Annotated in this window: 19 protein-coding genes; 13 read left to right on the top strand and 6 right to left on the bottom strand. The window is 49.7% G+C overall.

Annotated elements, in window-relative coordinates:
* Positions 1-53 precede the first annotated feature (53 nt).
* The 3 genes from lipB (at position 54) to lipA (ending at position 3,081) form a co-directional block, all read left to right on the top strand.
* Positions 54-695, top strand: coding sequence for a lipoyl(octanoyl) transferase LipB (gene lipB, locus FTE26_RS10680; RefSeq protein WP_000284027.1), 642 nt, complete (start codon positions 54-56; stop codon positions 693-695).
* Between the two features lie 258 nt (positions 696-953).
* Positions 954-1,907, top strand: a complete 954-nt coding sequence (locus FTE26_RS10675) for a YbeF family transcriptional regulator (RefSeq protein ID WP_000378026.1) — start codon at positions 954-956, stop codon at positions 1,905-1,907.
* A gap of 208 nt (positions 1,908-2,115) precedes the next feature.
* The gene (gene lipA, locus FTE26_RS10670; protein ID WP_000042632.1) at positions 2,116-3,081 is read left to right on the top strand and encodes a lipoyl synthase; all 966 of its coding nucleotides are present in this window, start codon (positions 2,116-2,118) and stop codon (positions 3,079-3,081) included.
* A gap of 100 nt (positions 3,082-3,181) precedes the next feature.
* On the opposite strand, the gene tatE is transcribed toward lipA, so the two are convergent.
* Positions 3,182-3,385 carry a twin-arginine translocase subunit TatE gene (gene tatE / locus FTE26_RS10665; RefSeq protein ID WP_000503931.1) on the bottom strand — a complete coding sequence of 68 codons (204 nt, stop codon included), beginning with the start codon at positions 3,383-3,385 and terminating at the stop codon, positions 3,182-3,184.
* A gap of 128 nt (positions 3,386-3,513) precedes the next feature.
* Positions 3,514-4,302 carry a deaminated glutathione amidase gene (locus FTE26_RS10660; RefSeq protein WP_000959109.1) on the bottom strand — a complete coding sequence of 263 codons (789 nt, stop codon included), beginning with the start codon at positions 4,300-4,302 and terminating at the stop codon, positions 3,514-3,516.
* Positions 4,303-4,394: 92 nt separating this feature from the next.
* Here FTE26_RS10660 and crcB point away from each other — a divergent pair, with 92 nt between their 5' ends.
* Entirely contained in the window at positions 4,395-4,778 is a 384-nt protein-coding gene (gene crcB, locus FTE26_RS10655) for a fluoride efflux transporter CrcB (RefSeq protein ID WP_000939738.1), read from the top strand.
* Between the two features lie 53 nt (positions 4,779-4,831).
* Here the strand turns inward: crcB and cspE are convergent, their stop codons facing one another.
* Complete coding sequence (cspE, locus tag FTE26_RS10650) at positions 4,832-5,041, bottom strand: transcription antiterminator/RNA stability regulator CspE (protein WP_000034825.1); 210 nt, start codon at positions 5,039-5,041, stop codon at positions 4,832-4,834.
* 174 nt (positions 5,042-5,215) lie between these two features.
* Positions 5,216-5,776: a lipid IV(A) palmitoyltransferase PagP gene (pagP, locus tag FTE26_RS10645; protein WP_001103094.1), complete on the bottom strand. Its 561-nt coding sequence runs from the start codon at positions 5,774-5,776 to the stop codon at positions 5,216-5,218.
* Between the two features lie 588 nt (positions 5,777-6,364).
* On the opposite strand from pagP, the gene dcuC reads away from it, so the two are divergent.
* Entirely contained in the window at positions 6,365-7,750 is a 1,386-nt protein-coding gene (gene dcuC / locus FTE26_RS10640) for an anaerobic C4-dicarboxylate transporter DcuC (protein WP_000955072.1), read from the top strand.
* A 40-nt stretch (positions 7,751-7,790) separates the two neighbouring features.
* Here the strand turns inward: dcuC and dpiA are convergent, their stop codons facing one another.
* Both dpiA and dpiB read right to left on the bottom strand, forming a co-directional pair.
* Positions 7,791-8,471: a two-component response regulator DpiA gene (gene dpiA, locus FTE26_RS10635; protein WP_000126500.1), complete on the bottom strand. Its 681-nt coding sequence runs from the start codon at positions 8,469-8,471 to the stop codon at positions 7,791-7,793.
* Positions 8,440-10,098 (bottom strand): sensor histidine kinase DpiB, encoded by a 1,659-nt coding sequence (gene dpiB, locus FTE26_RS10630; RefSeq protein WP_000939766.1) that lies wholly within the window; start codon positions 10,096-10,098, stop codon positions 8,440-8,442. Before dpiB ends, dpiA begins: the two co-directional genes overlap by 32 nt.
* 379 nt (positions 10,099-10,477) lie before the next feature.
* Between dpiB and citC the strand changes: the two genes are divergently transcribed.
* The 8 genes from citC (at position 10,478) to rna (ending at position 18,137) form a co-directional block, all read left to right on the top strand.
* Positions 10,478-11,536: a [citrate (pro-3S)-lyase] ligase gene (citC, locus tag FTE26_RS10625; RefSeq protein WP_000467705.1), complete on the top strand. Its 1,059-nt coding sequence runs from the start codon at positions 10,478-10,480 to the stop codon at positions 11,534-11,536.
* A 14-nt stretch (positions 11,537-11,550) separates the two neighbouring features.
* On the top strand, positions 11,551-11,847 hold the full coding sequence (citD, locus tag FTE26_RS10620; RefSeq protein ID WP_000700704.1) for a citrate lyase acyl carrier protein: 297 nt from the start codon (positions 11,551-11,553) through the stop codon (positions 11,845-11,847).
* Entirely contained in the window at positions 11,844-12,752 is a 909-nt protein-coding gene (citE, locus tag FTE26_RS10615; protein ID WP_000622357.1) for a citrate (pro-3S)-lyase subunit beta, read from the top strand. The genes citD and citE overlap by 4 nt, the downstream gene beginning before the upstream one ends.
* A gap of 10 nt (positions 12,753-12,762) precedes the next feature.
* Positions 12,763-14,295 carry a citrate lyase subunit alpha gene (citF, locus tag FTE26_RS10610; protein WP_000192245.1) on the top strand — a complete coding sequence of 511 codons (1,533 nt, stop codon included), beginning with the start codon at positions 12,763-12,765 and terminating at the stop codon, positions 14,293-14,295.
* 3 nt (positions 14,296-14,298) lie between these two features.
* Positions 14,299-14,850, top strand: a complete 552-nt coding sequence (gene citX / locus FTE26_RS10605; RefSeq protein WP_000550422.1) for a citrate lyase holo-[acyl-carrier protein] synthase — start codon at positions 14,299-14,301, stop codon at positions 14,848-14,850.
* Positions 14,825-15,703, top strand: a complete 879-nt coding sequence (citG, locus tag FTE26_RS10600; protein ID WP_000062457.1) for a triphosphoribosyl-dephospho-CoA synthase CitG — start codon at positions 14,825-14,827, stop codon at positions 15,701-15,703. The genes citX and citG overlap by 26 nt, the downstream gene beginning before the upstream one ends.
* Before the next feature lie 50 nt (positions 15,704-15,753).
* The gene (citT, locus tag FTE26_RS10595; protein ID WP_000050323.1) at positions 15,754-17,217 is read left to right on the top strand and encodes a citrate/succinate antiporter CitT; all 1,464 of its coding nucleotides are present in this window, start codon (positions 15,754-15,756) and stop codon (positions 17,215-17,217) included.
* A 113-nt stretch (positions 17,218-17,330) separates the two neighbouring features.
* Positions 17,331-18,137, top strand: a complete 807-nt coding sequence (gene rna, locus FTE26_RS10590; RefSeq protein ID WP_001297277.1) for a ribonuclease I — start codon at positions 17,331-17,333, stop codon at positions 18,135-18,137.
* Positions 18,138-18,278: the final 141 nt, after the last annotated feature.

Raw genomic sequence — 18,278 nt, 5'->3', positions numbered from 1 at the left:
CGCTGTGATATACTTTTCCCCCACTTTTACTCATTCTCCACGGAGATGCCGTTTTGTATCAGGATAAAATTCTTGTCCGCCAGCTCGGTCTTCAGCCTTACGAGCCAATCTCCCAGGCTATGCATGAATTCACCGATACCCGCGATGATAGTACCCTTGATGAAATCTGGCTGGTCGAGCACTATCCGGTATTCACCCAAGGTCAGGCAGGAAAAGCGGAGCACATTTTAATGCCGGGTGATATTCCGGTGATCCAGAGCGATCGCGGTGGGCAGGTGACTTATCACGGGCCGGGACAACAGGTGATGTATGTGTTGCTTAACCTGAAACGCCGTAAACTCGGTGTGCGTGAACTGGTGACCTTGCTTGAGCAAACAGTGGTGAATACCCTGGCTGAACTGGGTATAGAAGCGCATCCTCGGGCTGACGCGCCTGGTGTCTATGTCGGGGAAAAGAAAATTTGCTCACTGGGTTTACGAATTCGACGCGGTTGTTCATTCCACGGTCTGGCATTAAACGTCAATATGGATCTTTCACCATTTTTACGTATTAATCCTTGTGGGTATGCCGGAATGGAAATGGCTAAAATATCACAATGGAAACCCGAAGCGACGACTAATAATATTGCTCCACGTTTACTGGAAAATATTTTAGCGCTACTAAACAATCCGGACTTCGAATATATTACCGCTTAATTCCATACATCAATGGCCCAATTTACACTGGGTCATTACTCATAATACCTGCTAATGCTTTACATCTCCTTCGCGTTTGTATATTTTCTTTATCACTTGCAGAAATGCGGTGCCACGCCTTGCTCCGCAACTCACCCCATTGATTAACCTATTGAAATAGTTGATTATGGTGAGCAAAAGCGTTCCGTTCCAATTAGACATAAGATTATTGTAATTTTTTAAATATTATTTTTCCATGAATAAAATTGGAGTAAGTGCGTGGATAGTAATAATCAAATTGAACCCTGTTTAAGCAGAAAGTCGTCAGAAGGTAAACCACAAATATTTACAACCTTACGAAATATTGATCTTAACCTTCTGACTATTTTTGAAGCTGTATATGTACATAAAGGGATCGTTAATGCAGCGAAAGTGCTTAATCTGACCCCCTCGGCAATCAGTCAGTCTATTCAGAAACTGCGCGTTATATTCCCTGACCCATTGTTTATTCGCAAAGGCCAGGGTGTCACTCCTACCGCATTTGCGATGCATCTACATGAGTATATCAGTCAGGGCCTTGAGTCCATTCTTGGCGCGCTGGATATCGAAGGAAGCTATGATAAGCAACGAACGATAACTATTGCGACCACTCCCTCGGTCGGAGCCCTGGTCCTTCCTGTCATCTATCGGGCGATTAAAACTCACTATCCGCAGCTTTTACTGCGCAACCCGCCCATCAGCGACGCGGAAAACCAACTCAGTCAGTTTCAAACCGATCTCATCATCGATAACATGTTTTGCACCAATCGTACGGTGCAACATCATGTTCTGTTCACCGACAATATGGTGTTAATTTGCCGCGAGGGAAATCCACTACTCTCTTTAGAAGATGACAGAGAGACTATCGACAACGCTGCGCATGTACTTCTGTTACCGGAAGAGCAAAATTTCAGCGGTCTGCGGCAGAGAGTTCAAGAAATGTTTCCGGACCGGCAAATCAATTTCACCAGCTACAACATTTTGACAATCGCTGCACTGGTTGCCAACAGTGACATGTTAGCGATTATTCCCAGCCGTTTTTATAACCTGTTTAGCCGCTGCTGGCCGCTGGAAAAACTGCCTTTTCCGTCCTTAAATGAGGAGCAAATAGATTTCTCTATCCACTACAACAAATTCAGCCTGCGTGATCCCATCCTGCACGGAGTAATAGATGTTATCCGTAATGCATTTTGAAAAAGTATTGTTACAGCCAGATCACAGCGCAGAACGATAAAATGGCACAATCCAACAACAATTTTACATTTTCGCGACCGCTTTGGCTGCTTTCAGGTCCGTTTCAATGATATACTGCCAGTCGTTAATTCAAAAATAGTTGATAATTACAACAATCTATTGAATTGAAACGCTTTCCTTCGTAATTCGCAACTGGAACACGCACGCTATGAGTAAACCCATTGTGATGGAACGCGGTGTTAAATACCGCGATGCCGATAAGATGGCCCTTATCCCGGTTAAAAACGTGGCAACAGAGCGCGAAGCCCTGCTGCGCAAGCCGGAATGGATGAAAATCAAGCTTCCAGCGGACTCTACACGTATCCAGGGCATCAAAGCCGCAATGCGCAAAAATGGCCTGCATTCTGTCTGCGAGGAAGCCTCCTGCCCTAACCTGGCGGAATGCTTCAACCACGGCACAGCAACGTTTATGATCCTCGGCGCTATTTGTACCCGCCGTTGTCCGTTCTGTGATGTTGCCCACGGTCGCCCGGTAGCTCCTGATGCCAATGAACCAGTGAAACTGGCGCAGACCATTGCCGATATGGCGCTGCGTTATGTGGTTATCACCTCCGTTGACCGTGATGACCTGCGCGATGGCGGTGCCCAGCACTTTGCGGATTGCATTACTGCCATTCGGGAAAAAAGCCCGCAAATCAAAATTGAAACTCTGGTGCCGGATTTCCGTGGTCGTATGGATCGTGCTCTGGATATTCTGACTGCAACGCCACCAGATGTGTTCAACCATAACCTGGAAAACGTACCGCGTATTTACCGTCAGGTACGGCCTGGTGCAGATTACAACTGGTCGCTGAAGCTGCTGGAACGCTTTAAAGAAGCGCATCCGGAAATCCCGACCAAGTCTGGTCTGATGGTGGGACTGGGTGAAACCAATGAAGAAATTATTGAGGTAATGCGCGACCTGCGCCGTCATGGTGTGACGATGTTAACGCTGGGGCAATATTTGCAGCCAAGCCGCCATCACCTGCCGGTTCAACGTTACGTTAGCCCGGATGAGTTCGACGAAATGAAAGCCGAAGCGCTGGCGATGGGCTTTACCCATGCTGCATGCGGTCCGTTTGTCCGCTCTTCTTACCACGCCGATTTGCAGGCGAAAGGGATGGAAGTTAAGTAATCCTGTAATAATTACTTACATCTGTCTGATAAAAAACCCGCTTTTTGAAGCGGGTTTTTTGTATCGAACAAGATATTGAGGGAGCGTCCTGCTCGCCACGTCACTCTTTATGAGAGAGCTTTTCAGCCTGAAGATCAACGTCTGCGCCTTTTTTCGCCGCAGCATCGTCATCATTCATCGCCTTCTTGAACCCTTTAATGGCCGCTCCAAGGTCTCCGCCCAGCGTACGTAACTTCTTAGTCCCAAACAGCAGAACGACCAGCGCCGCAACTACTAGCAGTTTGGTAATACTAATCTCACCCATAGATACCTTCTTGACATATAACCGGCAACAGAACGCGCCTTAAAAACCAGAGAATATTAACGGTCATTCGACGCGCGCACACAATAGCAATCTGTAACAAGGTGAATCAAGCGCCGAGTAAAAAAACATCATAATAATTGCGGCGGCGCAAAGCGACGGTTGTTTAAGACGGGCAGTTGCGCGCGCACCTGACGCACACGTTCGGGCGTCACTTCCGCCATAATGAGTGCAGGCATTTCTGACGCTGCCGCAATGGTGACGCCAAAGGGATCTATAATCCGGCTTTGACCGATATTTTTGTTCCCGCACTCCCCCGCCGCCACCATATAACAGGTGGTATCCAGCGCACGAGCGGCAAGCAACGTTGACCAATGATGCTCTTTGAGCGGCCCGCGAACCCAGGCGGCAGGAAGTACCAGGATTTCAGCTCCCTGTAATGCCTGTGCCAGCGCCAGCTCTGGAAAGCGTAAGTCATAACAGGTCATCAGACCGACCTTCATCCCCTCCACCTCGAGTAACGGAGCGATTTCATTACCAGCATCAACACGGCGTGATTCCTGAATGGCAAATGCATCATAGAGATGCAATTTGGCATAACGGGCGACGATGTTTCCTGCCTGTAGCGCCACCAGCATATTCCATGCGCGCCCCGGCGTTGAAGGAACATGAATCGTCAGAATTGTCGTCATCATGTTACGTTTACTTTCTCGCCGTAAACGTCCGAGGAATTCGCCTTCCAGCAGCTGTGCTGATTTAACCGATAGATCTGCATCATGATCATCGCGCGCCAGCAATGCTTCCGGCAGGACGAACAGCGATACGTCGTTTTCCGCCGCCTGCGCCATCAACGAGGCACAAATCTCAGCGTTCTTTTCCCACACAGATGTAACAGCAAACTGTCCTGCGGCAACCAGCATTGCCACCTCCTGTCAGAGTCGTAAAATTCGCCAACGACGATTATTCGGCGTTACACTTATCACTCATACAAATCAAATAGCAGGATTTTGCAGTGTTACAACTTCTTTTAGCAGTTTTTATTGGCGGTGGTACGGGAAGCGTGGCGAGATGGCTGTTAAGTATGCGATTTAACCCGCTGCATCAGGCGATTCCGTTGGGGACGCTGGCAGCAAACCTGATTGGGGCATTCATCATAGGAATGGGATTCGCATGGTTCAGCAGGATGACGAACATTGATCCAGTGTGGAAAGTATTAATCACCACCGGATTTTGTGGCGGTCTAACAACCTTCTCAACATTTTCGGCAGAAGTGGTATTTTTGTTACAAGAGGGTCGCTTTGGCTGGGCATTACTGAACGTTTTCGTCAACCTTCTGGGGTCTTTTGCCATGACAGCACTGGCTTTCTGGCTGTTTTCGGCCTCAACCGCACACTAAAGACCAAAAAAAACCCGCTGATTAAGCGGGTTTTGAATTCTTGCTGACGTATCTTACAGAGCGATTACGTTTGCAGCAGAAGGGCCTTTGGCACCGTTAGTGATTTCGAACTCTACGCGCTGACCTTCAGCAAGAGTTTTAAAACCATTAGTCTGGATTGCAGAGAAGTGTACGAACACGTCTTTGCTGCCGTCTTCCGGAGTAATGAAACCGAATCCTTTGGACTCATTAAACCACTTAACGTTACCTTTAATCTTAGACATCAAAATTACCTTTACATGAAAAATAGACACAAATGCTGTGTCGGTTACCAGTACACCAATTGTGGTACGCTTTGTCCAGTGCAACTTTACTAAAAAGTGATAAAAGTCGCGTTATTTTTGATGTTACTTATTTTAGCTATTGATTTTAAAGAAGTTACTAAAACTTCATTTGTCTCAAAACTGAAAGCGCATCCAGGCAAAGTACACATTGCCATTGTTGTAGGTACCCGGAATGTAGGTCATCTGAAAAGTCACTGGGCCATAACCCACGGAGGCCAATGGCAGTAGAACCGGGAGAGGGATGTAATTCCAGTTATCGCGTGCCGTTACGCCAGCGGTGAATCCCAGACCTAAATGAAAATTTTCATCCGCCAGCGGTCGCCAGGTACTTTCCCATCCGTATCCGGCAATCGGTTCCCATTTGTTCCACGAGTCCTTAAATGCCATGGCATACAGGCCATGCCAGTTTCCTTTTTCATCCCAACGCGACAGGCCAAAACCGCCACCCCACGGTCGCTCGTTATAGCGATCGGTTTTTTCTTTGTCGTAAGCGAAACGTGCATGCCAGGTGATGGCAGGAATATATAAATCATAATGTTCAGGCTGTTGCCAGGTTTGTGCAATATTTTCTCTAAACGTTGTCATCCACTCATCTGCGTTAGCAAAAACTTTACCAACGCTGATTAACTGAATAAAAACAAAGGAAAAGATAGCGACATATTTACTCACGTTCATTTGTGACCATAAAACATTTATCAAAAATCTACTACTAGCATAGCAAAGCTACAATTAACATAACCTTAATAGACCCAACATAAAGAATAATCTGAATAGCTGCTCTATTTATTTCCGCTTGTTCAAGTTAAATATTTCCGCGCATCGATTAAAGATGATGCGTCGTTTTCTGCGATGGGAATAGTCAAAAAAGAAAAACCAAGTCTTTTTTGATGACAAAATGCAATCAAGGAAAAATTATTTTATTTTTTAACGAGATACAACAATCATCTTAACGAAGTATATAATATATATCGTCAACCTGTGCTCATATTAGATTATTTTTTGAGCGCACAGCCGCAGCTAACACCATTGCAATTAACAAATTTGCATCAATCCACCATCAATTTGCACACATTATTATGTGATAATTGCCAACCGCTAAATATGCGTTTTGTTATCTATGTATAAAAACAGCAAGTTCAATGTCTTAATGGCAGTTTTTCTTGATTTTAATCAGCATTCATCGACAATTTATTGGGCATATTTTTTCCTTAAGCTTTAGGAATTTTTTATTATTTACTTTGGGGCCTGGAGACAGGAAAAATTATGCTGACATTCATTGAACTCCTTATTGGGGTTGTGGTTATTGTGGGTGTAGCTCGCTACATCATTAAAGGGTATTCCGCCACTGGTGTGTTATTTGTCGGTGGCCTGTTATTGCTGATTATCAGTGCCATTATGGGGCACAAAGTGTTACCGTCCAGCCAGGCTTCAACAGGCTACAGCGCCACGGATATCGTTGAATACGTTAAAATATTACTAATGAGCCGCGGCGGCGACCTCGGCATGATGATTATGATGCTGTGTGGATTTGCCGCTTACATGACCCATATCGGCGCGAATGATATGGTGGTCAAGCTGGCGTCAAAACCATTGCAGTATATTAACTCCCCTTACCTGCTGATGATTGCCGCCTATTTTGTCGCCTGTCTGATGTCTCTGGCCGTCTCTTCCGCAACCGGTCTGGGTGTTTTGCTGATGGCAACCCTATTTCCGGTGATGGTAAACGTTGGTATCAGTCGTCGCGCAGCTGCTGCCATTTGTGCCTCCCCGGCGGCGATTATTCTCGCACCGACTTCAGGGGATGTGGTGCTGGCGGCGCAAGCTTCCGAAATGTCGCTGATTGACTTCGCCTTCAAAACGACGCTGCCTATCTCAATTGCTGCAATTATCGGCATGGCGATCGCCCACTTCTTCTGGCAACGTTATCTGGATAAAAAAGAGCACATCTCTCATGAAATGTTAGATGTCAGTGAAATCACCACCACTGCTCCTGCGTTTTATGCCATTTTGCCGTTCACGCCGATCATCGGTGTACTGATTTTTGACGGTAAATGGGGTCCGCAATTACACATCATCACTATTCTGGTGATTTGTATGCTGATTGCCTCCATTCTGGAGTTCCTCCGCAGCTTTAATACCCAGAAAGTTTTCTCTGGTCTGGAAGTGGCTTATCGCGGAATGGCAGATGCGTTTGCTAACGTGGTGATGCTGCTGGTTGCCGCTGGGGTATTCGCTCAGGGGCTTAGCACCATCGGCTTTATTCAAAGTCTGATTTCTATCGCTACCTCGTTTGGTTCGGCGAGTATCATCCTGATGCTGGTATTGGTGATTCTGACCATGCTGGCGGCAGTCACGACCGGTTCAGGCAATGCGCCGTTTTATGCGTTTGTTGAGATGATCCCGAAACTGGCGCACTCTTCCGGCATTAACCCGGCGTATTTGACTATCCCGATGCTGCAGGCGTCAAACCTGGGCCGTACCCTTTCGCCCGTTTCTGGCGTAGTCGTTGCGGTTGCCGGGATGGCGAAGATCTCGCCGTTTGAAGTCGTAAAACGCACCTCGGTACCGGTGCTTGTTGGTTTGGTGATTGTTATCGTTGCTACAGAGCTGATGGTGCCAGGAACGGCAGCAGCGGTCACAGGCAAGTAAATAGTAATGCCGGAGGCAAGTTTCCTCCGGCTTTATCATGTCACCCACTGTGGTATATGCGTTGCGGTCTGCCAACTTTGCCGTGAACAATTTCAGCAATAATCAGATGGCGGCTGGCGCAATATTCAAGATAACGCCTGGCAGTGGTGCGACTGATGGTCAGTGCCTGCGCCACCGTTTCTGCCGTATGTTGCACACCAGGCTCTTTAAACAGTTTTCGCACCGCGTTTAGCGTCAAGGGATCAATGCCGGTCGGCAGTTCGTCTTTAGGTTCACCGCGAGCATAGGCATTAAACATCTCATCAATTTGCTTCTGGCTGGCGCTATCAATACTTTCCAGCATATGTTTACGCTGGCGGAAACGGGTTAGCGTTTGCCCCAGCCGTTCATAGGCAATGGGCTTAATGAGATAATCAAATACACCACAACGTACGGCTTCAGACACCGTTTCCATATCGCTGGCTGCAGTGGTAAACACCACGTCGCCGGGATAATGCGCCTGCACCAGTTCATGCAATAAATTAATCCCTCTGCCGTCAGGAAGATAGTTATCGAGCAAGATTAGCCCCGGCTTAAAACGCTCGATCATCATTCGGGCCTGCGCCAGGTTTCCCGCCAGTAATATCTGACTGAATCCGGGAATGTGACGAATATATTCCGCATGCATCTCTGCCAGCGGCGTTTCGTCCTCAACGATCAATAGGGTTAATGGAGCTGTCATTAGGTTTCACTTTCGGAATATAGATTGAAAACAAGGTACCGCAGGGATCATTATCTTCGAGAGTGATAACACCACCGCAGCGCGTTACGTAGCTGGCAATCAAGTACAACCCAATGCCATGTTCACCGGGCTCGTCAGCACGCGTACTGACCCCCTGCTCAAATATTTTGTCTCGTAGAGACTCTGGAACGCCGCAGCCCTGATCGGCGACTTCAATCACCACATCATCGCCTTCATCGCTGAGGAATAATTCAACGATCTTGTTTCCTTCATCGCTACGCAGGCTGGCTTCGAAGGCGTTATCAAGTAAATTGCCCACAATGGCTGCAAACTCGGTGCTATCCAGTCCTGGCGGCAGTTGCGAAAGCTGGCTACCGGGGACAATGATCATTTTTAGCCCCAGTTCCCGGGCGCGCTGCACTTTACCAAAAAGCAGCCCCGCCACCTGGCGATCGGCAAACGCCTCACGCAGGCTGTCAATAAGCTGTTGCTGGGCCTGAGACTCCCCCTGCACCATCGCCAGCACGCGATCATACTCTTTCATCTGCAACAGACCATTGAGCGTCGACATCCAATTGAGATGCTCGTGTCGCAATGTACGAAGGCTCTCGACGTATTGTTTTATTTGCGTCAGTTGCGCATTGAGGGTGGAAATTTCGTCTTTACTACGAAAGCTGATAATGGCCCCCAGCAAATCATCACCTGAACGAATAGCTTCCCGATTGGCAATAACGCTCAGACCGTTAAAGTTAGCCACCACATCCTGACGTTTTTCATCAATCTGTTCGGTAAAGAAATCGGCGGGCCTGACCACTTCAGCAATGGGTTTACCCAACCATTGCCGTCCGGGAGAGCTCAGCCCCAGCATCTTTCTTGCGTTACGATTGATGGCGGTAATGTAACCATGCGGATCCACCGCAATCAGCCCTTCATAAACCGAACTAAACAGCGCCTCTTGCTGACGGACCACGCGTGCGATTTGCTTTGGCTCCATGCCCATCATTTGCCGACGGATATGCGCTGCCAGGAACCACGACAGCAACATCAGAATCCCTAACAGCACGACAAACACGCCTGCCATCGGTAATAAAAACTCAGCCCGCCAGCTATCGATTTTACTCACCAGGTAGCCAATCGACACCACGCCGATGACTTTTCCATCGTCATCAAAGATTGGCGTTTTGGCGCGCATCGCCATCCCCATTGACCCTTTCCCGGTAATGAAGTAGCTCTCCCCTTTCTCCAGCGCGCCCTGTTTGGTGAACTGCATAGGATAACCAATTTTCTCCGGATTAGGATGGTAAAGGCGGATCGAGTGCCGGTCCCCAATCACCACATAATCAAAATCGGTATCTCTTTGTAATTTGTTAGCGATGGTCGCCAGCCGTTTGTAGTCACGCGTTTTCACCGCAGAGATGACACTGTCATTGGAGGCAATAATTTTCGCCTGATTCATTGCCATGTCGCGTACATGAAGCGTTAAATAGTCCTCAAAACTGGCCGTAAAATATTGCGCCAGGGCTGCAATGACAAATATTGAGAACACCAGAATCAGCAAAAAGATACGCAGCGGAAATGCCAGTCTTTGGAAAAATGCAAACTGTTTATTCTCGTTAAGCTGCAACATTGTTTTCCTTGCGGGTTGTCCCGAGCCTCTTTGACGGATGTAATTAAAATGTTGAATCAAAATACATAGATATTAATTATGATCGTGGCAAATTTTATTCATTAAATCAATTAAATCACTTAAACCTGCAGGTCATTTCGTAATTACATTAATTAAAAAACTTAAAACCATTAAATAAATAAAAAACCACTAACTCTATGTGAAATAAATCAAAATTTCACGCAGAAATACTCCTTAGGATGTATAGCGAAAGGAGAAAAAGATATACCTCGATCACCCCCCTTTCTCCCAAGTGAAAATAAAAGGTTATCAGTTTGCAACATTGAACAACATTCGTTGCAAATCGATAACAACATGCACCTTCAGGATACTATTTATTATGTTCGGCAATGATATTTTCACCCGCGTAAAACGTTCAGAAAATAAAAAAATGGCGGAAATCGCCCAATTCCTGCATGAAAATGATTTGAGCGTTGACACCACAGTCGAAGTATTTATTACCGTAACCCGCGATGAAAAGCTTATCGCGTGCGGTGGAATTGCCGGAAATATTATTAAATGCGTTGCGATCAGTGAATCCGTTCGCGGTGAAGGACTGGCGCTGACATTAGCCACTGAACTGATAAACCTCGCCTATGAGCGGCACAGCACGCATCTGTTTATTTATACCAAAACCGAATACGAGGCGCTGTTCCGCCAGTGCGGTTTTTCCACGCTGACCAGCGTACCCGGCGTGATGGTGCTGATGGAAAACAGCGCCACGCGACTGAAACGCTATGCCGAATCGCTGAAAAAATTTCGTCATCCAGGGAACAAGATTGGCTGCATTGTGATGAACGCCAATCCCTTCACGAATGGTCACCGTTATCTGATTCAACAAGCTGCGGCACAGTGCGACTGGTTGCATCTGTTTTTAGTCAAAGAAGATTCTTCACGCTTCCCCTATGAAGACCGGTTGGATCTGGTGTTAAAAGGCACCGCCGATATTCCACGCCTGACTGTGCATCGCGGCTCCGAATACATCATCTCCCGCGCTACGTTCCCTTGCTACTTCATTAAAGAACAGAGCGTCATTAACCATTGTTACACCGAAATTGATCTGAAGATTTTCCGTCAGTACCTCGCTCCCGCGCTGGGTGTAACTCACCGCTTTGTCGGTACTGAACCCTTTTGTCGCGTTACCGCCCAGTACAACCAGGATATGCGCTACTGGCTGGAAACGCCGACTATCTCCGCACCGCCCATCGAACTGGTTGAAATTGAGCGGCTGCGTTACCAGGAGATGCCGATATCCGCTTCCCGGGTACGTCAACTGCTGGCGAAAAACGATCTCACGGCTATCGCGCCGCTGGTCCCTGCAGTCACGCTGCATTATTTGCAGAACCTGCTTGAGCACTCCCGCCAGGACGCGGCAGCTCGTCAAAAGACCCCCGCATGAGAAACAGGTGAAAAATGAAAATAAACCAGCCCGCCGTTGCAGGCACCCTTGAGTCTGGGGATGTGATGATACGCATCGCCCCACTCGATACGCAGGATATCGACCTGCAAATCAATAGCAGCGTTGAGAAACAGTTTGGCGATGCAATTCGCACCACCATTCTGGACGTTCTCGCCCGCTACAACGTGCGCGGCGTACAGCTGAATGTCGATGACAAAGGCGCACTGGACTTCATTTTACGTGCACGACTGGAAGCCCTGCTGGCACGCGCCAGCGGTATCCCGGCTCTGCCATGGGAGGATTGCCAATGATTTCCGCTTCGCTGCAACAACGTAAAACTCGCACCCGCCGCAGCATGTTGTTTGTGCCTGGTGCCAATGCCGCGATGGTCAGCAACTCCTTCATCTACCCGGCTGATGCCCTGATGTTTGACCTCGAAGACTCCGTGGCATTACGTGAAAAAGACACCGCCCGCCGCATGGTATATCACGCGCTGCAACATCCGCTGTATCGCGATATTGAAACCATTGTGCGTGTCAACGCGCTGGATTCCGAATGGGGTGTTAACGACCTGGAAGCCGTCGTTCGCGGTGGTGCGGACGTTGTGCGTCTGCCGAAAACCGATACCGCTCAGGATGTTCTGGATATTGAAAAAGAGATCCTGCGTATCGAAAAAGCCTGTGGTCGTGAACCCGGCAGCACCGGCCTGCTGGCGGCGATTGAATCTCCGCTGGGCATTACCCGCGCAGTGGAAATCGCTCACGCTTCCGAGCGTTTGATCGGTATCGCCCTCGGTGCAGAAGACTATGTGCGCAACCTGCGTACAGAACGCTCCCCGGAAGGAACTGAACTGCTGTTCGCACGCTGTTCCATTTTGCAGGCCGCGCGCTCTGCGGGTATTCAGGCGTTCGATACCGTCTATTCCGACGCTAACAACGAAGCCGGATTCCTGCAAGAAGCCGCCCACATCAAACAGCTGGGCTTTGACGGCAAATCGCTGATCAACCCGCGTCAGATTGATCTGTTGCACAACCTCTACGCACCAACCCAGAAAGAAGTGGATCACGCCCGCCGCGTCGTAGAAGCCGCTGAAGCCGCCGCTCGCGAAGGCCTCGGCGTGGTTTCCCTGAACGGCAAGATGGTGGACGGTCCGGTTATCGATCGCGCCCGTCTGGTGCTCTCTCGTGCAGAACTTTCCGGCATCCGCGAAGAATAAGGCAATCAAAATGACGCAGAAAATTGAACAATCTCAACGACAAGAACGGGTAGCGGCCTGGAATCGTCGCGCTGAATGCGATCTTGCCGCTTTCCAGAACTCGCCAAAGCAAACCTACCAGGCTGAAAAAGCGCGCGATCGCAAACTGTGCGCCAACCTGGAAGAAGCGATTCGTCGCTCTGGTTTACAGGACGGCATGACGGTTTCCTTCCATCACGCTTTCCGTGGCGGTGACCTGACCGTCAATATGGTGATGGACGTCATCGCGAAGATGGGCTTTAAAAACCTGACCCTGGCGTCCAGCTCCCTGAGTGATTGCCATGCGCCGTTGGTAGAACACATTCGCCAGGGCGTGGTTACCCGCATTTATACCTCCGGCCTGCGCGGTCCACTGGCGGAAGAGATCTCCCGTGGTCTGCTGGCAGAACCGGTGCAAATCCACTCTCACGGCGGTCGCGTGCATCTGGTACAGAGCGGCGAACTGAATATCGACGTGGCTTTCCTCGGCGTCCCGTCCTGCGATGAATTCGGTAATGCCAACGGCTACACCGGTAAAGCCTGCTGCGGCTCCCTCGGCTATGCAATGGTTGATGCCGACAACGCAAAGCAGGTCGTGATGCTTACCGAAGAACTGCTGCCTTATCCGCATAATCCGGCAAGCATTGAGCAAGATCAGGTTGATTTGATCGTCAAAGTTGACCGCGTTGGCGATGCTGCAAAAATCGGCGCTGGCGCGACCCGTATGACCACTAACCCGCGCGAACTGCTTATTGCCCGTAGCGCTGCGGATGTGATTGTCAACTCAGGCTACTTCAAAGAAGGTTTCTCCATGCAAACCGGCACCGGCGGCGCATCGCTGGCGGTAACCCGTTTCCTGGAAGACAAAATGCGTAGCCGCGATATTCGCGCCGACTTCGCCCTTGGCGGTATTACCGCGACGATGGTTGACCTGCACGAAAAAGGTCTGATCCGCAAACTGCTGGATGTGCAGAGCTTTGACAGCCATGCTGCGCAATCGCTGGCCCGTAACCCCAATCACATCGAAATCAGCGCCAACCAGTACGCTAACTGGGGTTCGAAAGGCGCATCGGTTGATCGTCTCGACGTGGTGGTACTGAGCGCGCTGGAAATTGACACCCAGTTCAACGTTAACGTGCTGACCGGCTCTGACGGCGTACTGCGTGGTGCTTCCGGTGGTCACTGCGATACCGCGATTGCCTCTGCGCTTTCCATCATCGTCGCGCCGCTGGTACGCGGTCGTATTCCGACTCTGGTGGATAACGTGCTGACCTGCATCACCCCGGGCTCCAGTGTCGATATTCTGGTCACAGACCACGGTATCGCAGTTAACCCGGCACGTCCGGAACTGGCAGAACGTCTGCAGGAAGCGGGCATTAAAGTGGTTTCCATTGAGTGGCTGCGCGAACGTGCGCGTCTGCTGACCGGTGAACCACAGCCGATTGAATTCACCGACCGCGTCGTTGCCGTTGTGCGTTACCGCGATGGCTCGGTGATCGATGTTGTGCATCAGGTGAAGGAATAAGCCATGCACCTGCTTCCTGAACTCGCCAGCCACCATGCGGTGTCAATTCCCGAGCTGCTCGTCAGCCGGGATGAAAGGCAAGCACGGCAACACGTCTGGCTCAAGCGCCATCCTGTTCCACTGGTCTCCTTTACCGTGGTTGCGCCTGGGCCGATTAAAGACAGCGAGGTCACACGCCGAATTTTTAATCATGGCGTGACAGCCTTGCGTGCCTTAGCCGCAAAACAGGGCTGGCAAATTCAGGAGCAGGCTGCACTGGTTTCCGCCAGCGGGCCGGAGGGCATGTTGAGCATTGCCGCCCCGGCTCGCGACCTCAAGCTCGCCACCATTGAGCTTGAACATAGTCATCCTCTCGGGCGGTTATGGGATATCGATGTCCTGACGCCCGAAGGCGAAATTCTCTCCCGCCGCGACTATTCACTGCCGCCTCGCCGCTGCCTGTTGTGCGAGCAAAGCGCAGCCGTCTGCGCGCGTGGAAAAACCCATCAACTGACCGATTTACTCAACCGCATGGAGGCACTGCTGAACGATGTCGATGCCTGCAACGTCAACTAAAACCACAAAGCTTGCGACGTCATTAATCGATGAGTACGCCCTGCTGGGCTGGCGCGCCATGCTGACTGAAGTCAATCTGTCACCGAAACCAGGCCTCGTGGATCGCATTAACTGCGGTGCGCACAAAGATATGGCGCTGGAAGATTTCCACCGCAGCGCGCTGGCGATTCAGGGCTGGTTACCCCGTTTCATTGAATTTGGTGCCTGTAGTGCAGAAATGGCACCGGAAGCGGTACTCCACGGATTACGCCCAATTGGTATGGCTTGCGAAGGTGATATGTTCCGCGCCACTGCGGGCGTAAACACGCATAAAGGCAGCATTTTTTCTTTAGGGCTGCTATGTGCGGCAATTGGCCGTTTGCTTCAGCTCAACCAGCCGGTAACGCCAACAACCGTTTGTTCTACGGCGGCAAGTTTCTGCCGTGGTCTGACCGATCGCGAACTGCGTACCAATAATTCACAACTGACGGCAGGTCAACGGTTGTACCAGCAGCTTGGCCTTACCGGCGCACGCGGTGAAGCCGAAGCGGGTTATCCACTGGTGATCAACCACGCCTTGCCGCATTACCTCACTCTGCTGGATCAGGGGTTAGATCCTGAACTGGCATTGCTCGATACCTTGCTCCTACTGATGGCGATCAACGGCGATACCAACGTTGCTTCGCGCGGTGGCGAGGGGGGCCTGCGCTGGCTACAGCGCGAGGCGCAAACATTATTGCAAAAAGGGGGCATTCGAACCCCCGCCGATCTCGATTATCTCCGGCAGTTCGACAGGGAGTGTATCGAACGAAATCTCAGTCCAGGCGGCAGTGCCGACCTGCTGATCCTTACCTGGTTTTTAGCACAGATTTAATTATTTAAGCACTTGATAAATTTGAAAATATTAATTTTCGGAGAACCCGTATGTCTTTAGCAAAAGATAATATATGGAAACTATTGGCCCCACTGGTGGTGATGGGTGTCATGTTTCTTATCCCTGTCCCCGACGGTATGCCACCACAGGCATGGCATTACTTCGCTGTGTTTGTGGCAATGATTGTCGGCATGATCCTCGAGCCAATTCCGGCAACAGCGATCAGTTTTATTGCGGTTACTATTTGCGTTATTGGCAGTAATTACCTGCTCTTTGATGCCAAAGAATTAGCTGACCCAGCGTTTAATGCGCAAAAACAGGCGCTGAAATGGGGTCTGGCTGGTTTTTCCAGCACCACGGTATGGCTGGTATTTGGCGCATTTATTTTTGCATTAGGGTATGAAGTTTCCGGGTTAGGTCGTCGCATTGCCCTTTTCCTGGTGAAATTCATGGGCAAACGCACGCTGACGTTGGGTTATGCGATTGTCATTATCGACATTCTGCTGGCACCGTTTACACCGTCCAACACCGCGCGTACCGGGGGTACGGTTTTTCCGGTCATTAAAAACCTGCCACCGTTGTTTAAATCATTCCCCAACGATCCGTCCGCGCGTCGTATTGGCGGCTATTTGATGTGGATGATGGTCATTAGTACCAGTCTGAGTTCGTCCATGTTTGTCACCGGTGCGGCACCAAACGTGCTGGGTCTGGAGTTCGTCAGCAAAATTGCCGGTATCCAGATTAGCTGGTTGCAGTGGTTCCTCTGCTTCCTGCCGGTTGGGGTTATCTTGCTTATCATTGCGCCGTGGCTTTCCTACGTGCTGTACAAACCGGAAATCACACACAGTGAAGAAGTGGCAACCTGGGCGGGTGATGAACTGAAAACCATGGGTGCGCTGACACGCAGAGAGTGGACACTGATTGGCCTTGTATTGCTCAGCTTAGGTTTGTGGGTTTTTGGCAGTGAAGTCATTAATGCTACTGCAGTTGGTCTGCTGGCAGTTTCGCTAATGCTGGCCCTGCACGTTGTGCCTTGGAAAGATATTACCCGCTATAACAGCGCATGGAACACGCTGGTCAACCTGGCAACTCTGGTTGTGATGGCTAACGGCCTGACTCGTTCTGGCTTTATTGACTGGTTCGCCGGTACCATGAGTACGCACCTGGAAGGATTCTCACCAAACGCAACGGTGATTGTACTGGTTCTGGTGTTCTACTTTGCACACTACCTGTTTGCCAGCCTGTCTGCGCACACCGCAACCATGCTGCCGGTTATTCTGGCCGTCGGTAAAGGTATTCCGGGCGTACCAATGGAACAACTGTGTATCCTGCTGGTGCTGTCTATCGGTATCATGGGCTGTCTGACGCCGTATGCAACCGGTCCTGGGGTGATTATTTACGGCTGTGGCTATGTGAAATCAAAAGATTACTGGCGTCTTGGCGCAATCTTCGGGGTGATTTACATCTCTATGTTGCTGTTGGTTGGCTGGCCGATTCTCGCCATGTGGAACTAATACGTTCGCCAAACGCTGAATAAATCATCACGCCCGCCAGGTAAGCCCACCTGGCGGGCTTTTTTATGATTTAATAGATAGTATTCAGTGTATGTATGAGTTCCACACCCATTATGAAAGCATTCTGGCGTAACGCCGCGTTGCTCGCGGTTTCTCTGCTTCCCTTCTCTTCTGCCAACGCCTTAGCGTTGCAGGCAAAACAGTATGGCGATTTTGATCGCTATGTCCTGGCCCTCTCCTGGCAAACCGGATTTTGCCAGAGTCAACACGATCGAAATCGTAACGAACGAGATGAATGTCGCCTGCAAACCGAAACGACCAACAAAGCTGATTTTCTGACCGTACATGGTCTGTGGCCAGGATTGCCTAAATCGGTTGCTGCCCGTGGTGTTGATGAACGCCGCTGGATGCGCTTCGGTTGCGCTACTCGCCCAATCCCGAATCTACCAGAAGCGCACGCCAGCCGGATGTGTTCATCGCCGGAAACCGGATTATCACTGGAAACGGCCGCTAAACTAAGTGAAGTCATGCCAGGAGCTGGCGGACGTTCCTGCCTGGAACGCTACGAATATGCCAAACACGGTGCCTGCTTTGGTTTTGATCCGGACGCATACTTCGGTACGATGGTACGCCTGAATCAAGAAATTAAAGAGAGCGAAGCCGGAAAATTCCTTGCGGATAATTACGGTAAAACAGTGAGCCGCCGTGACTTTGACGCCGCCTTTGCCAAAAGCTGGGGAAAAGAGAACGTGAAAGCAGTTAAGCTAACGTGCCAGGGTAACCCTGCGTATTTGACTGAAATTCAGATCTCGATCAAAGCTGACGCCATCAACGCTCCGCTTTCTGCAAACTCATTCTTGCCACAACCACACCCAGGCAACTGTGGCAAAACCTTTGTGATTGATAAAGTGGGTTATTAATCATCTGATTTACAAAACACGCTAATTCGTCTTCCATAAACCGTGACGATTAAGAATTATACATAATGCGCTGCATTGAGGAATTCCCTGAATGTGACGCAAATCACTTCAAAGAGTGAGCAACAGTCAGTATCATCATGT

Source organism: Escherichia sp. S10b (assembly GCF_028421345.1).
Taxonomy (GTDB): domain Bacteria; phylum Pseudomonadota; class Gammaproteobacteria; order Enterobacterales; family Enterobacteriaceae; genus ECMA0423.
This window is presented reverse-complemented; position numbering and strand designations above follow the sequence as displayed.